Below are 15,577 nucleotides of genomic sequence, written 5' to 3'. Positions count from 1 at the left end.
GCGTCCTAGCCGAGGAGATCGCGGACCTGGGCGCGGCGGTTGATGCCGAGCTTGGTGAAGATCCGGGCGATGTGGCTCTCGACCGTGCGGGTCGACAGGTGCAGGCGCTCGGCGATCTCCGGGGTGCTCAGGCCGCCGGCGACCAGCGAGGCGACCTCGCGCTCACGACGGCTCAGCACCGCTGCCTCCCGGCCCCTGGCCGGGAGGCAGCGGCCGTGCTCGGCCAGGCGCCGGGTCGCGGCGCCCGCGACGGCGTCGTCGCCGTGGGCGACGGCGGTGACGTGGTCGGCGAGGTGGCGGGCGACGGGCGCCTCCATGCCGGTCGCGAGGTCGGTGGCGCGGGCCGCGTCCGCGGTGGTCACGGTGGTGGGGGCCGCGACCGCCTGCAGGTGGAGCGCCTCGAGCTCGGTCAGGTGGTGGGCGTGCTCGCGGGCCCAGTCGCGGAGGTCCGCGATCTCGGCGGTGGCGCGCTCGGGGTCGCCGATCAGCCGGGCGCGGGCCAGGAGCGTGCGCAGGTCGGGGGCGAGCGAGCGGCTCGTGCGCGAGGGGGACGCCGCGGCGGCGGTCGCCAGCGTCGCGGACCGGTCGAGGTCGCCGACTCCCGCCGCGGCGAGCGCCGCTGCGGCCAGCGTCCAGGCGCCGAAGCCGCTGGGGTCGCGCTGCTCCAGCAGGGCGAGCGCGTCGCCGAGGACCCGGTCCGCCTCGGCCCAGGCGCCCTCCGCGAGCAGCCGTCGTCCGGCGCCCGCGGCGAGGAGCCCGGTGTCGATGTCCTCGGCGATCGCCGTGGGGACGAGCTGCGCCAGGCTGTCCGGGCCCTCGACCTCGTCGGCCGGGACGCCGCCGTACAGGTCGGTGAAGAAGGTCGTGCACACGATCTCGACGGCCAGGTGCGGACGGGCCGCGGACGGCCCGGTGGCGACGTCGGCGAGCGCGCGGAGCCCGGCCCGGGCCAGTTCGCGCAGGGTCGTGGTCCGGCCCTCCCAGGCGAGGGCGAGCAGGGCGGGGGAGACGGCCTCCACGTCCTCTGCGGTGAGGGCCGCCAGCAGCCGGGGCGTCTCGGTACGGAGCGCGGCGCACTGCCCGGCCCAGCCCTGCCGGGTCATCGTCTCCAGGCGCTGCTGGGCCAGGCCGGAGTGGCCGGGCGCGAGCCGGGCGGCGGTGGCGTAGCCGTCGGTCAGGGCGGTCAGGGCCGCGGCGGGGTCGTCGTCGACGTACTGGAGGAGGTCGGCGCGGGTCCGTGCGGCGGCGATCACCTGGCCGGCGAGCCAGTCGGGGTCGGCCTCGTGGGTCGCGCCGGGGAGCGTGGTCGCGGCCGCGTCGAGGTCGGCGATCGCCTCGGCGCGCTGGGCCCGGAAGCGGCGTACCTCGGCGCGCAGGGTGTGCGCCTCGAGCCGGTCGCGTGCTGACAGCGGGGTGCTGGCGAGGGCGTGCCCGGCGAGCTCCTCGGCGTAGGGCAGGTCCCCGGCACCGGCCGCCGTACGGGCGCCGTCGAGCCAGGTGCTCGCCGCGATCTTGGCGCCGCTCTCCGCACCCCAGGCCAGCCAGCGAAGGAGTCCTCCGCCGGCGCCGGTGGGCGGGTCGGGCAGGGTCTCGTGCAGCCGCTCGAAGAGCTGCCGGCGCTGCCAGGGCCCGATCCGGCCGCGGGCGGACTCGGCGAACAGCGGGTGGTGGGTCCGGACGTGCTGCTCGACCTCGACCAGGAGCCCCGCGCGGACCAGCCCGGTCACCACGGCCGGGCCGACCGCCAGCGCGAGCGCGTCGATCGCGATGGGCTCGGTGAGCGCGACCAGCTCGACCGTCTCGCGCTCGGCGTCGGAGAGCGCGTCGAGCTCGTCGCTGAACAGCGCCGGCAGCTGCAGCGCCTCGGGGGCGGACGACGCCTGCCAGCGCCAGACGTCGTTCTCGAGCACGAACGTCGCCTGCGCGGCGCCGGCCCGGACGAGCTCGCGCAGGAAGAGGTTGTTGCCCTCGGTGGTGCGGTGCAGGAACCGGATCGTCTCGTGGTGCACCGGCCCGTCGAGCGCGAGCTGGACCAGCTCGCCGACCTCGTTGGGCGTCAGCGGCGCCACCTCGACCCGGACCACCTGGTCCTCCACCAGCAGCCGCGCCAGGGGCCTCGGCAACGCGCCGCCGCCGGGGGAGCGCAGGGTCGCCAGCAGCTGGACCACGCCGCGCCGGCACAGCAGCGCCAGCAGCTCGGCGCTCGCCGGGTCGAGCAGGTCGATGTCGTCGACGTGGACGAGGACCGGCTCGTCGGCGGGTCCCTGGGGCGTCACCTGCCCGGCCAGCACCAGCGGGCTCACGGACGGCCCGCCGGTCGCGTCGGCCAGGCCGAGCTCGGCCAACCAGCCGTGCAGCGCGCCCAGCGGGACGCGGTGGCCCGAGGGGGTGCACAGGACGGAGACGCACCCGGGGACGGCGGCGGCGACCTGCTGGGCGGCGTACGACTTGCCGATGCCGGCCGCGCCGCACAGGAGCACGCTCGTACCGGCCGCCACCAGGTCAGCCACCTGGGCGACGACCTCACGCGTCAATGCCGGCCAGCCGGCCCGGACCGCGGCGCCTCGCAAGAGTGTCCCTCCTCCGGGAACATTCTCACCTCGGCGCGCGCTCCGGCGCAGCGATTCCGCGGACCGGGCGCTCAGCCCGCCTCGGCGGCGTACCGGTTGGCGAGGGCGGCGATGTCCGCGACGTAGGCGTCGGAGTGGTTGAAGCTGAAGATCGCGCGGCGCCACGCGTCGGGCGTGCTGAGGTCGCCGGCAGCGCACAGGTAGCGGCCGGCCGCGAGCGCCGCGTCGTCGATCTGGTGCGGGTCGGCGATCCCGTCCCCGTTGCCGTCGGCGGCCCACCGGGCCCACGTCGACGGGATGAACTGCAACGGCCCCACCGCCCGGTCCCACTCGGTGTCCCCGTCGAGCGCCCCACCGTCGGTGTCCCGGATCGCCGCGAACGCCTTCCCATCCAGCCGCGGCCCCAGGATCGGCGGCCGAGGGACGCCGTCGTCGCCGAGCACGGCGTCATTGACGCTCCCGTGCCGCGACTCGATCCCCCCGAGCGCCGCCAGGCTGTTCCACGCCACCCGGCACCCGGGCTGCTCGTCCGCCGCCCGCAGGTGGGCCCGCGCGTACGCCTCCAGGGCGCGCGGCGGGATCCCCGTCGCCCCCGCCACCCGCGCCACCCAGGCGTCGTCGGGGCGGTACGGGTCGGGCCGCTGCTGCTCCTGCGGTGCCTGCTGCTGGGGCTGGGCCGGCGCGGCGCCGGTGACCGCGGGGCCCGCCGGGCCTCCCGGCTGGGTCGCTGCGGCGGGCGGGGTCCGGCGCGGGGCCGAGCTCACGTCGTACGCGAAGGCGACACCGACCCCCACGACCAGACCCACCGCGACGACGACGAGGCCGATCGCCGCGGCGAGGTGGCGGTCGACGTTCACCGGTAGTTGGTGAACTGCACCGCGAAGTCGTAGTCCTGACCCTTGACCAGCGCGATGACGGCCTGCAGGTCGTCACGCTTCTTGGACGACACCCGCAGCTCGTCGCCCTGGACCTGCGTCTTGACGCCCTTGGGGCCCTCGTCGCGGATCAGCTTGGCGATCTTCTTGGCGTCCTCGGAGGTGATGCCCTCCTTGAGCGCGATCGCGATCTTGGACTGCTGCCCCGACGGCCGCGGCTCCGACGCATCGAGGATCTTGAGCGACTGGTCGCGCTTGATGAGCTTGTCCTGGAACACGCTCAGCACCGCACTCGCCCGGTCATCGGCGGACGCGGTGATCTCGATCGCGTCCTCACCCTTCCACTCGATCGTCGCCCCCGTCCCCTTGAAGTCGAAGCGCGTCGCGATCTCCCGGGCCGCCTGCCCGAGGGCGTTGTCGACCTCCTGGCGGTCGATCTTGCTCACGATGTCGAAGGACGAGTCGGCCATGGTGTCACCTACGTTTTCAGTCGGGCGGGGCTGCTGCGCTATTGTTTCGCGTCGTCGCCAGCGCGCCAACTCAGGACCGTCCTCGTGGGGGTCGGAGGGGTGCGGGACGACAGCCCGGCAGGTTGCCCGAGCGGCCAAAGGGAGCTGACTGTAAATCAGCCGGCGTAGCCTACAGTGGTTCGAATCCACTACCTGCCACGGCCTGAACCGCCCCTGACCTGTGGAGACGCAGGGCGGGGGCGGTTTGCGTTGGGCGGGCATCCTCCCCGAGGAGACTTGTCGCCGCGGCCTCAAGGCCTCCATCGGCCGAGGGCCGCACACAACGTTGCGCCCCAGATTGCATCACACCCCGAGCTGTCTCGGAGGGCCAAGCAGGGCGTGGGCGAGCAGTACGTCGGGTGGCGCCTCCGTCGCGGCCCTGCTTCAAGAGCGACCGGACCTTCAGCAGTTAGTGTCGGCACATATGACTACCCTCGGTCAAAACCACTGAGGAGAACCGTGAACGATCCCGAAGTGTGGGCCTCTCCGTATGAGTACGGCGCTGCAGCGTCAGCTTGGATGGACAACGCGGTTGACATCTGGAGCCGTGAACTTCACCCCCTTATCGCGGAGATCCGCCGCGAGCCCATCGGCGACCTTCCTCGTCCGGAGGAGCACGCACCGGAAACGAAAGACCTTGCCTCGCCCCTGCTCCGGAGTATCAAGGCCAGTCATGAACTCACCGTCGATGTGCAAGTTGCCCTGCAGGGCGACGTCGATTCCTTTTTGACGATGATCTTCGATCTGGCGGATGCATTCGGATCTCAACTTACAAACGGCATCCTGGCTCACATCAGCGACATATGTGATGCATCCGGTCAAACGATCAGCACCGAAGGGCGAGACATCTTCGACGTGATGATCGAGACTCTCGAAACCATCGACATTTCGTTCGACGAGAACGGCGAACACAATCTGACCATCGTCATGAATCCCGACACTGCGCAGAAACTCCAAAGCAAAATCCCAACCCCCGAGCAAGAAGCACAGGTCAAGGAAGTTCTCGAGCGCAGGCGGAAGGAGTGGAATGCTTCGCGCCGTCGTCACGAACTACCTTGAGACGTTAACTGAGCGCGAATTCGACGCACCTTTGCTCGCCCTCTTGGCGTCGCAGGGCTTCACTGACATCCACTTCATCCACGGAGGATTCGAGTTCGGGAAAGATGTTATCGCGAAGCGCCTCGACGCAGATGGGAAAACGTTGCGGCAGTACTCCATCCAGTCCAAGGCTGGCAACCTGGGCCTAAGCGAATGGAGAGCTGTCCGGCCCCAGCTAGAGGAGTGTGAGTACAACACGCGGTCACATCCGAATTTCGACACCGCTCTGCCGCGCGTCGCGGTGCTCGTGACAACCGGGATACTAAAGGGGGGTGCTGCGGTTGACGCGCAGGAGTTTAAGGCCGCGTGCGCGACCCGCGGCCTCGCTGATTTCGACGTCTGGGATCGAGTCACGATCGCGGACTGGCTCTGCCAGAACCCTTCCCTTGGTCTTGCTGAACTGACCGTCCAAGACGATCTCGTAGCGATTATCAACTCAATAGCCCGCCACCAGGTGACTGAGCCAATGCTGGAGCGCCATACCCGCTCATGGCTTGCCCCGGAGATCGCCGGCAAGCGGCTTGCTCGCGCCTCGATCGAGACGGCGATGTTGTCCCACGAGTTACGCAAAGCGCGCCGCTTGGACCTTGGAGCGCTACTCGCGCTTCATCTGTACCGCGCCGCGTGGGAGCCAGTGCTGACCAAGGTTGACGACCTGCACACCGCAACCGCGGAGGCCGCCCTTCGCCTTTTCAGCCTTACCGCAACCGAACTACTGAATCAGGTCGAGCCGATGCTCGACGACTCGCGAAGGCTTGCCAATACCGTCATGGATATCGGGTACGTGTTCACGTATCCGGCCTTCTGTAGCCGACTGACCGAGATCTTCAGTCTGCTGGCTCTCGTTGAGCCAAGCGTTGATCGTGCGCAACGTGCGGCGGCTGCCGTGCGGACATTAGCTGACCATCATCCGGGAGCCTCTCGCCCGCCCTCTGACCAGTTCGCGGCGGCGATCCTGCCCGCCGCGGCTGTTCTCGTGGGAACGGACGCCGGGGCTGCCCGCGTGTTTCTAAGGAAGGTCGCGAAGTGGCTGCTGGACGGTCACGACGAGGACAAAGATGGCTTGGGATTCGGGGCAATTGACGAAGAGGAGAAGATCCAGTTCGAACGTCTGGTTGCAGGGAAGACGACCTTTAGCTCGATCGAGATGCGCCGATCCAGCTACCTCGCATCGGTAGTCCTTGACGCGCTGACCGTCGCGGATGCAGCGGACATCTATGACGTCGTCTTGAAGAACATGGAAGCCCTCAGACTCGTCGCGACCGGCTTCCGAGCGGATGAAACGCATGCTCGTTGGCGACGCGGCGGACCAAACGTGTACCCGCACCCGCGTCTCGAGTACCCCGAGTGGGTTGATCGGCCCGCAACTGGCAACTCCGCGCCGGGCAGTGCCATCGGCGCAGTCCTGCTGTCTTCGGTTACTCGTACTCGTCACTACGTCGGCGCGTTCGAGGAGCTCATCCGTTCGAAACGGGAGACAAGCTTGACCAGAAGCCTGGATAGCTAGCCTGCACAAGAAGCCGTGGGGTGGTCGTAGCGACGCAGACGTCGAGGGACGACTCTGCCCGGTCGGCCCATGGCACCCGACCTGCGCTGTCGGCGATGGCGTCCACCGGACGCGGCGCATCACTCCACAATGCCGACCGCCCCCAGCTCCGTGAGCAGCGCCTCAACCGCCGCCGACGCCACAGGCGGATAGGTCGCCGGGAACGTCGGTGGCCCGGTCGACTTGCGCCACGTCACGCTCGGCTGCGGCAGCGTCGGCTTCTGAACCGGGAAGGCCAGCCCGGCCGGCCACGGCAGACCAGGCGCGTTGAACAGTGCACGGTCGGCCTGCCGCGCCAAGGCGCTGGTAACGAAGACCGCTAAATCGGGACTCAGCCCGCTCGTCGCCCGTCCGAGCGGCTTCACTGGGTCCGCGACCAGAAGCACAGTGGGGCTCAGTGGCATCCACAGCGACGAGCCTTCCGGAATGAGGCCCGACCAGTGGTATCCGCTCGGATTCAGCGTCGCCACCGGTGAATCCCCGGAAATGAGGGTCGGTTCCGACGATGTCAAGACGCTCCAATGCCACGACGTCACCAGTGTAGATACCTCGTCGAGCTTGCGGACCATCGTTCGCAGCTTGGATGCCCGCGCATCGCTGTCAGCCCGGTGCGCCGCCCAGGCGTCCCGCGCGATAGCCAGGTAGCGGTCACGGTCGGCGTCGGACAGCTTCAAGAGATCGAAACCGCCTTCTCTAGCCGCCTCCATCAGCGTGAACACCGCGCCGAGGTGTTCGTCGAAGTGCTTCATGAACGCAAACACCGTAGGGGTGCGGACCAGCTGTGCAACTGTGAAGTTGATGACCGCCGACTTGTCTACGTCATCGATGTCAGCACCAGCGCGCAGTGCCTTCAGGGTCACGCCGACCGGCGCCTCGATGTGCTTGTCGAGCCAGTTCTCGACGACATCCGTCTCAGCGCCGTCGGCGTCGGCGAAGTTGTAGAACCGGCTCCGCACCGCGCTGTTTGACACGGAGAGCCGCTTCGGCGCCGTAGCCCCGCGATCGAGAACCGCTACGTGGTCATCGCGATCCGCCCATCCGCGTAGATAGGCACGCGGAACAACGTGTTGATGCTTCTTCATCTTGGGGCGATTGTCATCGAGGTTCCTCGCACACCAGTGTCCTACGCCCGACGCGCAGGCGCCTAACCGGCATACGCGAGCCCCACCCTATTGGCCTATGAACCAGGGCGGCTCGTAGGCGTCGGACGCGCGCGGGCACAGTTGGAGGCGACGGGCCATGCATGATCCCGAATGTCGCAAACGAGCCTCGCCTGGGAGCCCGTCCACCGGAGAGCGCGTCAATTCGCGTCGGGACCCATCACTCGCGGCAGAGCACCCGGGCGGCGAACAGTCGTCGAGTGAGCAACTAGACGGAATCGTCTGGCCAATCAAGACTACGGGCGACTCGGCGGCCAGTCCGGATGGCTTCGCGGAGTCGTCTGGGTTGTGAAGGGGACGGGTCCGCGATCAGCGGTGGCTGGGAGGGGTACAGCGCGATAGTGCCTGCTGCCCGCCGCGTCCAGCGCGCGCCGCCAAAGGTACGCGTCGACACCAGCCGGGCACCCCGGATCAAACCCGTCCTTTTTGCCGCCGGTCGCACGGCGGAGCGCGGAGGTGTTGTGCTCGGGAAAGGACCGCGACGGGATCGATCCGTGGTCCCGGCTGTCGAGCCCGTACTCCGATACGGCCCAACCATTCGTCACCCATTCTTCGAGCGCGCCTCGCATCCAGCTGCCAGGAGTATGGCGCCGCCCGTTGATTGCCGCCTCCAACGCGTCGATCAGATGACTCATCGCGACTGTTGGATCGAGCTGCCGCACTAACGGGCCATGGCCGGCCGTCACCATCGCTTCGGCGAGAGCGCTCCAGGCTTCGTCAGGACGCTGCCACGGGAACCACAGCGTTTCGGCTGGGGACCAAGACCCGCGATCACCAGCTGGCTGTTCCAACTCGATCTGGATCGCCGGTGAGGCCACCCCGTCGTAGTTGTCAAAGACGTTGCCACCGCGCCACACGTTCGACAGGTCGGCCCACCTGATACGGACACTTGGGCCGTAGAGATCTTGGCCACCAGGAATCACGACCGATCCGAACCACAACGCCCTGACGTCGGCACCGCCTCGAAGAGTTCCGCCACCGTATCGAATGTGACATCGTCACGCGCCCGAGTGACGACGTCGTAGATCTCTTGGTCACGCTGCTCTATCTGTTGTCCGAACTGTCGCGTGAGGTCTTCCAGACGCGTCCGCAACTGTTCAGTCTCTTCGCGCAAGCCACGGGTCTGTGTAGTCACCTCGTCCTTCGCTGCTTCCACGATGGTTCCGCGCACGTCCCGAGTGAAGTGGCGCTGTAGGACGAAAATCACCACGGCAAGAAGCAGCGCGGTACCGATATTGGTGAGGGTCGTCAGCAGCACGATCTGCCAAGCCCCGTAGGCGGGGTCGTCGCTCCACCACGTTAACGCAAAAGGTGTCAGCGTAACCGCGGTGCCGATGAGAACCACTCCTGTGAGGACTCCCGCGCGAAGACGTTGCTGGCTGACGTGTCGAGTGAACACATCGCCGGATTTTTTGGGGGGCCGGGCGCGTCGGGTCTGGCACGGCGCCACCATGTCGCCACCAAGAGGCGCCGTCAAGTTCGCTTGCCGGATTAAGGTCGCGCTCGTCGCGTCGCGGCCGGCCGCTCTCTGCCGCGTGCGATACCGGACGAGCACACCCGCAGGGACGGAACGGTACATGGTCTATCCGCCGCCAACGGGCGGCGTCGACTGCAGGCATAGTGGTCTGAACTTAGGCTGAATGGACCCAAAGCGAATTCTCGGGTGTCGGTCGTGCCTGATGTGATGATTGCAATCGAGAGGCGGTGCGATGGGAACTGGTGGGATTTTTGGTACACCTGAGGATGTTGCGCGCGTGCTGGCTGCCTCGGGCCAGGACTTGGACGCGATGCTCCTGTCGCGCTTTGGGCCATGGTCCGTTCCTGCGCAAAGGGCCAGTGATCAGAGCGAGCAGATGTTCCGCACAGAAAGCGGTCTCATGGTCCCGGGACCTGCGACACCCAGGCTGAATCCCTTGGGTCGCGTGTTGGTGTACCTGACGTTCGAGGATCTGTTCAGTCAGACCTTGTCGCTGTCGGCAATTGTCGATCAGGTCCGCAGCGTTTCGCTGGAACTCGCGGTGGCGTGGTGTTCCAGTTGGATCGCGAAGGCGCATCACCCAAGAGGCTCCCAGTGTGACGTCGATGAGGAGTTCGTCAACACACACCTCCTTGGCCCAGTACAGGCAAAAGTGCGCCGCTTCATGCGGGAAGAGCGGCGCGTCATTGTCGTGACCCAGGCATTGACTGTTCTCATCAAGATCGCGTTGGAACACTGCGAGCGGCAGGGGCCGCCTCCCGCTGACGCGAATGTAAGGCCTCTGGTGATTGCGCTACTCGGGATTGCGTCACACCTCGGGGCTGACGTGGAGGGGGTCGCTGAAGACGAGGTCGTCGTGGGGGTGAGTGCTGGCCGCATGGGCACGTACATGGTCGCGAACCAGATGTTCAACAACACACTGGATTGGCGGACCGCGTGGGCGGCCTATTACCGGTGTTTGCGGGAGCTGCCAAGTGAAATGGCCAGTCATCCGGACATCGTCAGCTTCGAGGACGCTTACCTGGACGCGACTGGTGTTCCGCTTGATGACCTAGTGACAGTCTGCGCAGTCATGTGGGCTCGTTGTGTAGGTAGCGACGCGACTATGCCGCTGAAGTACTTCGATGCTCTGAGATGGGAGTCAGAGCGTCTGGAGGCTGCGCTTGGGTTGGTGTCGGCGACGCCGGAGGTGCTGAAGAAGGAGCTACGGGCCGACGCCGACAAATTGGGGCTGTTGTGGTCGACGAAGACGTTCGACCGGTTCCCGGCCGTGCGGTGGGGTGACTTCGTCACGGTGATCCATCCGTCTTGGGTGGTGACCAGGTCCACCGGGCTGTGGCCCTTGCTTGATGTTCGTCGCGAGCTCGAACAGCGTGGGGACCGCAGAACGGTCCGTCGCGTCTCTGCCTCCGTAGAGCACACCTACGAGCTGTATGCGTTGGAGACGATTGAAGGGCAGACGGGACAGGAGCGTCTGTTCCGTGACGATGCCCTACGCCGTGCATACGGGCGGCGCGGGAAGGTGGCTGACGCGGCGGTCGACTACGGGCACTCGTGGGTAGTCGTCGAAGTGACGACGCGGAGCTTCCAGTTGGCGACAGCCGCTGGTGTTTCAGAGGATGCTCTCGAGCAGGACCTGGATGACATCGTGGAAAAGGCGAAGCAAGTTCAGGCAACCATCGACAACATCCGTAGGGACGAACGAGCACTCACGGGTCGTGCCGCTGCGTTAGGACCGCGGCGCTTCCACCCGGTTGTTGTCGTCACGTCTCGTTTCGCGGGGAACCCAATCACCTTCACAATGCTTCGCGAACGCCTGAAGGCTGCCGAGGTCCTCCAGGCGGGCGACTGCGCTCCGCTGGAGGTTCTCGAACTCGAAGACCTCCATGCGCTCGAGGGTGCGTGTGAGAAGTATGGCGCAAGCTTCCTCGGCCTTCTGGCCGAGAAGGCGGCGATCGAACACCCACTGGTTCCGATGCGGGAGTTCCTCAATGATAAGTACGGAAATAATGCCCCGTACCCGGAGCGGATCAACCGGTCGTGGAAGCAGTGGATGGACACAGCGATCGGGGTTCTTCGGCCGGCCGAAGAGGAGGCACCCACGCCCGGGTAGCCATGTCACAACCTGAGCGGTTCGATCTTGGTAACTCACCGGAAGGTCCTCTGGCGCCTCAAACCGCCGCTAGCGTTCGCGTGTGAAGCGTCCGCGAAGCCCTTGGTCTTTGATTGGCTGCCGAGCCACCTCGAGCCCAGCCAGGATCGGGCCGACGACGCCTTCGACCGCCGCGACGTCGCGGAGGGTCAGTTGAGCGTGTCCCCGGAGCACTTTGCTAATCCGCCCGGTGGCGAGCCCGGCTTGCTCCTCGAGCCATGACTTCGGCTCGCCGAGCTCGGTCAGCCGGTTGACGAGGGCCAGCCCGAAGTGGTGCTGGATCTCGGCGGCTCTGAGGCCGGCGTACTCCTCGGGCGTCGTGGGCTGGAGCCAGGTGTGGTTGCCGGGGCGGCCGAAGAGGTCGGGGTGCTCCAGATGGCGCCGAGGCGTGATCGTGCGCGGTTTGGCCACGGAGACAACATACGGGGATCGGCCGATCGTGGAGACGAAGGCGGTTGCAGGACGTTCGAAATCAGCATACCGTCTGTTTATGGACGCTTCTCTCGGATTGGTTGCCGAAGCCGCAGGGCTCAGAACGATCGTTGACCGGATGGTCGTCACGGGGCATGTCGTCGGGTGCGGCGACGGCTGGGCGCCGCTCGTGGTGGAGCTCGATGAGCGACTGGCGCTGGTCGATCCGGACTACGGGCTCTTCCGCGTCAGCCGGGACGGCGGCCACCTGGTGTACGACGCGCAGCCATCGAGTCGGCGTCATCGCGAGGTGTTCCGCGCGCTGATCGGCGCGGCGGTGTTCCGGGCCGCCCAGACCTGTGAGGTCTGTGGTGACGCCGGCGTACGACGGGAGGTCGGTGGGCTGGCGGAGGTGCTCTGTCCGATCCACGAGTAGACGGCGGACACGGCCACCGCGTCCGACACCAGGAATCAAGGAGCAGCCGAGCACCACGTTCCGAGCCTCGCCTGACACAACCGCCCAGCAATCCCCACCCCATCAAACGCCCGGTACGTCGCCGAAGCGTCGTCCCGGAAGTGCGCCCACCCTTCCTGGTGCGCAACCACGACGTGCGGGCTCCCGAGGATCTCGGCGGCCGCGGCGGCGCGGTCGGCGGTGAGGGTGAGGGGGCGGCCGCGGAACTTGGCGGGGACGGAGGCGGCGCCGGCGAAGAGGACGGCGACGTCGGGGGAGCCGAGCCGCTCTCGGATCTCGAGCACGATCTCGAGGGAGGCGTTGTCGCCGCTGACGTAGACGGTGGGCGCTCCGGCGGCGGTGACGACGAAGCCGGAGACCTCGCAGTTCACGAATCCGTCCTCGCCCACCTCGCCGTCGGCGGGGCCGTGGCGGGCGGGTACGGCGGTCACGGACAGGACGCCGTCGGGGCTGGTCCAGGTCGACCAGGCGTCCAGGCCGACTGCCGGACCTCCGAGTCGCCGAGCGGCAGACGGAGGCGCGAGCACCGAACCAGCAGAGAGCGCGAACGACCGTCCAGAGAGGTCCAGGTTGTCCGGGTGCAGGTCGTGGCTGACCAGCACCACATCGACAGCACCGACCGCATCCAGCCCGACAGCAGGCCCCGCGGTCTTCTGGAGGTAGCCGTAGTCCGTGGGCGGGTCGAACGTCGGGTCGCAGACGATCCGCCGGCCGAGGACGTCGAGGACCGTGGTCGGCCCGCCGAGCACGGCCACCCCGAAGGGCAGCCGCGCCGGCGAGACCAGACCAGGGGACGACTCACAGGTCGACATGGCGCAGGTCCTTGCTGATGTACGACCCCGCGAGCAGGAACACCCCACCGGCCACCAGGATCACCAGCGGCGTGAAGTCGTAGCTCATCACTCCGCCGAGCCAGAGCATGTAGTATGGGTAGAACGCCGGGATCACGCTCGGGAGGCTGTAGGCGATGCCGTACCCCGAGGAACGCACCTCGGTCGGGAACATCTCCATGATGTAGGCGGTGATCATCGCGAACACGCTGAGCCCGCCGACGATCGCGACGGCGGCGCCCGCGATGACCGTCAGCGACGACTCGAAGCCGCCGATGGCCAGGCCGAAGGCGATGGTGCCGGGGACCAGGTTGAACAGGGCGATCGCCATCATCACGTGCCGGCGTCCGAAGTGCTGGCCGGCCGCTCCGATCAGCGGGAACAGCGCCATGCCGACGACGGCCGACACGAGGACGGTCGTGTTGACGACGTCGTGGTCGGTGCCGAGCTTCTTGAAGTGACCGGCGAAGACGCCGATCGTGCCGTCGAGGATCAGCCACGCGCCGGTCGACGTCACGAAGGCGACCCCGAAGTTCCGCAGGTTCTGGCCGCTCAGCAGGGCACGCAGCGGGTTCGTGGTGCTGTTCTCGCTCGCCGCCCACAGCTCCGACTCGGGAACGGAGCGCAGGTAGTGCAGGAACACCATCAGGGACAGCACGAAGCCCACGGCGAAGGGGATCCGCCATCCCCACACGCTGTACGCCGCATCGGCGTCGCCGGACGGCATCAGCTTGAGGATGAGCATGGTCAGCAAGGTCATGAAGCCCAGCGCCGCCGGATAGCCGATGTTGAGCAGCGCGCCGTAGAGCCCGCGCAGGTGGCGCGGGGCGTACTCCATCGCCAGCGGGTTGGCCGCGGTGTACTCGCCGCCGAGGAAGACGCCGTCGACCAGGCGGAGCAGAATCAGGGCCCCGGCGGCCCACCAGCCGGCGGTCGCGTAGCCAGGCAGGAGGGCGATGAGGCCCGTGCAGACGGTGAATCCGGCCGCCACCCACACCGTCGTACGGCGGCGCCCGACGCGGTCGCCGAGCACGCCGAAGATGATCGAGCCGATCGGCCGGCCGACCAGGGAGACCGCGAAGATCAGGGCGGTGAGGGTGGCCGCCTGGGTCTTCGACGCGTGGTCCGGGATGAAGTAGGCGATGGCCGGGGCGAGGGCGATGACGGGCAGGTACACGTCGTACATGTCGACGAAGAAGCCGCCGATCGCGGCCCGCAGGGCCTTGCGGCCGTTGGCGCGGTACTCGGGGTCGTCCTCGCGGGCGAGGACCGGGTCGGTCTCGCGGATCTCGGCGTCAGAGGACATCGCGGCCCACCTCCTCGTCAGCAGTGCGGGCGCCGGCAGCGGCAGGAGCATCGTCCTCGATCGTGGTGATGGCGGGACGACGGCGCTTGTCGACGCGCACGTCGAAGATGTCGAAGCGGTTGTACGTACCGACGATGTCGTGCGCGCGCTTGAGGATGATCTCCTCGTTGAGGTCCACCGTCGCGGTGACGATGCCCTCGGAATTCTCGGGCGGGCCGGCGACGATCTCGCCACGCGGGCCGACGACCATCGACACCGTGGGCGTGGCCCACAGCAGCTTCTCGACGCGCTCGTCCCCCTGGGCGACGGCGTCGACCGCCTCCTGGTCGAGCACGGTGGCGGCCACGACCGTGAACACCTTGCCCTCGAAGCTGTGCGCCGCACTGCGCAGCCGGATGCTCTCGGCGAGGTCGTACTCCGGTGCGTCGGTGCGCTGGTCGAACGGCCAGGCGGGCGGGTACGTCGCGATGTGCAGCCGCTCGCCCTGGGCGAGGAGGGTGTACTTCGCGAGCGTGTTGGTGTTCTCGCCGCAGATCAACGCGCCGAGGAACCAGCCGTCGAGCTCGATCGGCTCGAGGCCGTGGGCGTCGCCGTGCGACCAGGTGAGGCGCTCGTGCCAGGTCCCGACCAGCTTGCGCCGGTGGTTGACCAGCGCGCCCGTCCGATCGAAGACCAGGTTGGCGTTGAACACCTGGCCGAGGCTGTGCGCGGCCCGCTCGTTGACGCCGACCGACAGGACGACGTCGTGCCGGGCCGCGATCTCGCCGAGCCGCCGCGCGTGCGGTCCCGGCACGGTGATCGAGGACTCGACCAGCCGCTGGTGCAGCTCGTGCTGGTCGACCGGCGGCAGCACCGAGCCCCAGATGGGGAAGCCGGACACGAAGCTCTCGCCGAACACCACCAGCTCGGCGCCTCCGGCAGCGGCCTCGGCGACGAGCGACTCGACCTTGTCGAGCGTCGCGTCGCGGTCGAGGAAGACCGGTGCTGCCTGGACGGCGGCCACCCGGACGAGGGGTAGACGGTCGTTCACCATGTTGGACACATCCCTTGCTAACTATGTCGCCGGAAGTCGACACTGAGGCGACCGTCAACGGCGATGTGGGCTACGTCACCGGACGCTAGGGCCGCTTGCCGAGACCGGTCTACGGCAACTGTGTCGACGCTTTTC

General features: G+C 67.8%; 13 protein-coding genes and 1 tRNA gene. 5 read left to right on the top strand and 9 right to left on the bottom strand.

Annotation, left to right across the window (positions count from 1 at the left end; all coding sequences use genetic code 11):
- Positions 1–5: 5 nt before the first annotated feature.
- The 3 genes from CCO04_RS07920 to CCO04_RS07910 all read right to left on the bottom strand — a co-directional run bounded on the left by CCO04_RS07920 (position 6) and on the right by CCO04_RS07910 (position 3,915).
- On the bottom strand, positions 6–2,570 hold the full coding sequence (locus CCO04_RS07920) for a helix-turn-helix transcriptional regulator (protein WP_215813550.1): 2,565 nt from the start codon (positions 2,568–2,570) through the stop codon (positions 6–8).
- Between the two features lie 71 nt (positions 2,571–2,641).
- Positions 2,642–3,427: a lytic murein transglycosylase gene (locus CCO04_RS29690; protein WP_215813549.1), complete on the bottom strand. Its 786-nt coding sequence runs from the start codon at positions 3,425–3,427 to the stop codon at positions 2,642–2,644.
- Positions 3,424–3,915 carry a YajQ family cyclic di-GMP-binding protein gene (locus CCO04_RS07910; protein WP_038676781.1) on the bottom strand — a complete coding sequence of 164 codons (492 nt, stop codon included), beginning with the start codon at positions 3,913–3,915 and terminating at the stop codon, positions 3,424–3,426. Before CCO04_RS07910 ends, CCO04_RS29690 begins: the two co-directional genes overlap by 4 nt.
- Positions 3,916–4,031: 116 nt before the next feature.
- Between CCO04_RS07910 and CCO04_RS07905 the strand changes: the two genes are divergently transcribed.
- The 3 genes from CCO04_RS07905 (at position 4,032) to CCO04_RS07895 (ending at position 6,559) form a co-directional block, all read left to right on the top strand.
- Positions 4,032–4,113: transfer RNA gene (locus CCO04_RS07905), tRNA-Tyr, on the top strand.
- A 300-nt stretch (positions 4,114–4,413) separates the two neighbouring features.
- Positions 4,414–5,013, top strand: coding sequence for a phage major capsid protein (locus tag CCO04_RS07900; RefSeq protein WP_215813548.1), 600 nt, complete (start codon positions 4,414–4,416; stop codon positions 5,011–5,013).
- A complete protein-coding gene (locus CCO04_RS07895) occupies positions 4,982–6,559 on the top strand; it encodes a hypothetical protein (protein WP_215813547.1) in 1,578 nt (525 codons plus the stop codon). The genes CCO04_RS07900 and CCO04_RS07895 overlap by 32 nt, the downstream gene beginning before the upstream one ends.
- 119 nt (positions 6,560–6,678) lie before the next feature.
- On the opposite strand, the gene CCO04_RS07890 is transcribed toward CCO04_RS07895, so the two are convergent.
- The gene (locus CCO04_RS07890; RefSeq protein ID WP_215813546.1) at positions 6,679–7,680 is read right to left on the bottom strand and encodes a DUF4238 domain-containing protein; all 1,002 of its coding nucleotides are present in this window, start codon (positions 7,678–7,680) and stop codon (positions 6,679–6,681) included.
- A gap of 997 nt (positions 7,681–8,677) precedes the next feature.
- The gene (locus CCO04_RS07885; protein ID WP_215813545.1) at positions 8,678–9,337 is read right to left on the bottom strand and encodes a hypothetical protein; all 660 of its coding nucleotides are present in this window, start codon (positions 9,335–9,337) and stop codon (positions 8,678–8,680) included.
- A 343-nt stretch (positions 9,338–9,680) separates the two neighbouring features.
- Here CCO04_RS07885 and CCO04_RS07880 point away from each other — a divergent pair, with 343 nt between their 5' ends.
- A complete protein-coding gene (locus CCO04_RS07880) occupies positions 9,681–11,348 on the top strand; it encodes a hypothetical protein (RefSeq protein ID WP_215813544.1) in 1,668 nt (555 codons plus the stop codon).
- Positions 11,349–11,417: 69 nt separating this feature from the next.
- Here CCO04_RS07880 and CCO04_RS07875 read toward each other — a convergent pair whose 3' ends face one another.
- A complete protein-coding gene (locus CCO04_RS07875; protein ID WP_215813543.1) occupies positions 11,418–11,798 on the bottom strand; it encodes a hypothetical protein in 381 nt (126 codons plus the stop codon).
- A gap of 79 nt (positions 11,799–11,877) precedes the next feature.
- On the opposite strand from CCO04_RS07875, the gene CCO04_RS07870 reads away from it, so the two are divergent.
- Positions 11,878–12,234: a hypothetical protein gene (locus CCO04_RS07870; RefSeq protein WP_215813542.1), complete on the top strand. Its 357-nt coding sequence runs from the start codon at positions 11,878–11,880 to the stop codon at positions 12,232–12,234.
- A 35-nt stretch (positions 12,235–12,269) separates the two neighbouring features.
- On the opposite strand, the gene CCO04_RS07865 is transcribed toward CCO04_RS07870, so the two are convergent.
- The 3 genes from CCO04_RS07865 to CCO04_RS07855 are packed head-to-tail and all read right to left on the bottom strand — an operon-like array spanning position 12,270 to position 15,442.
- Positions 12,270–13,085 carry an MBL fold metallo-hydrolase gene (locus CCO04_RS07865; RefSeq protein ID WP_215813541.1) on the bottom strand — a complete coding sequence of 272 codons (816 nt, stop codon included), beginning with the start codon at positions 13,083–13,085 and terminating at the stop codon, positions 12,270–12,272.
- Positions 13,072–14,409 carry an MFS transporter gene (locus CCO04_RS07860; RefSeq protein ID WP_215813540.1) on the bottom strand — a complete coding sequence of 446 codons (1,338 nt, stop codon included), beginning with the start codon at positions 14,407–14,409 and terminating at the stop codon, positions 13,072–13,074. The genes CCO04_RS07865 and CCO04_RS07860 overlap by 14 nt, the downstream gene beginning before the upstream one ends.
- On the bottom strand, positions 14,399–15,442 hold the full coding sequence (locus CCO04_RS07855) for a carbon-nitrogen hydrolase family protein (RefSeq protein ID WP_215813539.1): 1,044 nt from the start codon (positions 15,440–15,442) through the stop codon (positions 14,399–14,401). Before CCO04_RS07855 ends, CCO04_RS07860 begins: the two co-directional genes overlap by 11 nt.
- Between the last annotated feature and the right edge of the window lie 135 nt (positions 15,443–15,577).

Source organism: Pimelobacter sp. 30-1 (assembly GCF_018831735.1).
Taxonomy (GTDB): domain Bacteria; phylum Actinomycetota; class Actinomycetes; order Propionibacteriales; family Nocardioidaceae; genus Nocardioides.
The sequence above is the reverse complement of the archived record's forward strand: the minus strand, read 5'-3'. Positions and strand labels throughout refer to the sequence as shown.

What these genes read in the sequence shown, in the direction of transcription:
- CCO04_RS07910 (WP_038676781.1), bottom strand. Translation starts at nt 3,915, where the DNA reads ATGGCCGACTCGTCCTTCGACATCGTGAGCAAGATCGACCGCCAGGAG.
- CCO04_RS07895 (WP_215813547.1), top strand. Translation starts at nt 4,982, where the DNA reads ATGCTTCGCGCCGTCGTCACGAACTACCTTGAGACGTTAACTGAGCGC.
- CCO04_RS07890 (WP_215813546.1), bottom strand. Translation starts at nt 7,680, where the DNA reads ATGAAGAAGCATCAACACGTTGTTCCGCGTGCCTATCTACGCGGATGG.
- CCO04_RS07885 (WP_215813545.1), bottom strand. Translation starts at nt 9,337, where the DNA reads ATGTACCGTTCCGTCCCTGCGGGTGTGCTCGTCCGGTATCGCACGCGG.
- CCO04_RS07870 (WP_215813542.1), top strand. Translation starts at nt 11,878, where the DNA reads ATGGACGCTTCTCTCGGATTGGTTGCCGAAGCCGCAGGGCTCAGAACG.
- CCO04_RS07865 (WP_215813541.1), bottom strand. Translation starts at nt 13,085, where the DNA reads ATGTCGACCTGTGAGTCGTCCCCTGGTCTGGTCTCGCCGGCGCGGCTG.
- CCO04_RS07860 (WP_215813540.1), bottom strand. Translation starts at nt 14,409, where the DNA reads ATGTCCTCTGACGCCGAGATCCGCGAGACCGACCCGGTCCTCGCCCGC.
- CCO04_RS07855 (WP_215813539.1), bottom strand. Translation starts at nt 15,442, where the DNA reads ATGGTGAACGACCGTCTACCCCTCGTCCGGGTGGCCGCCGTCCAGGCA.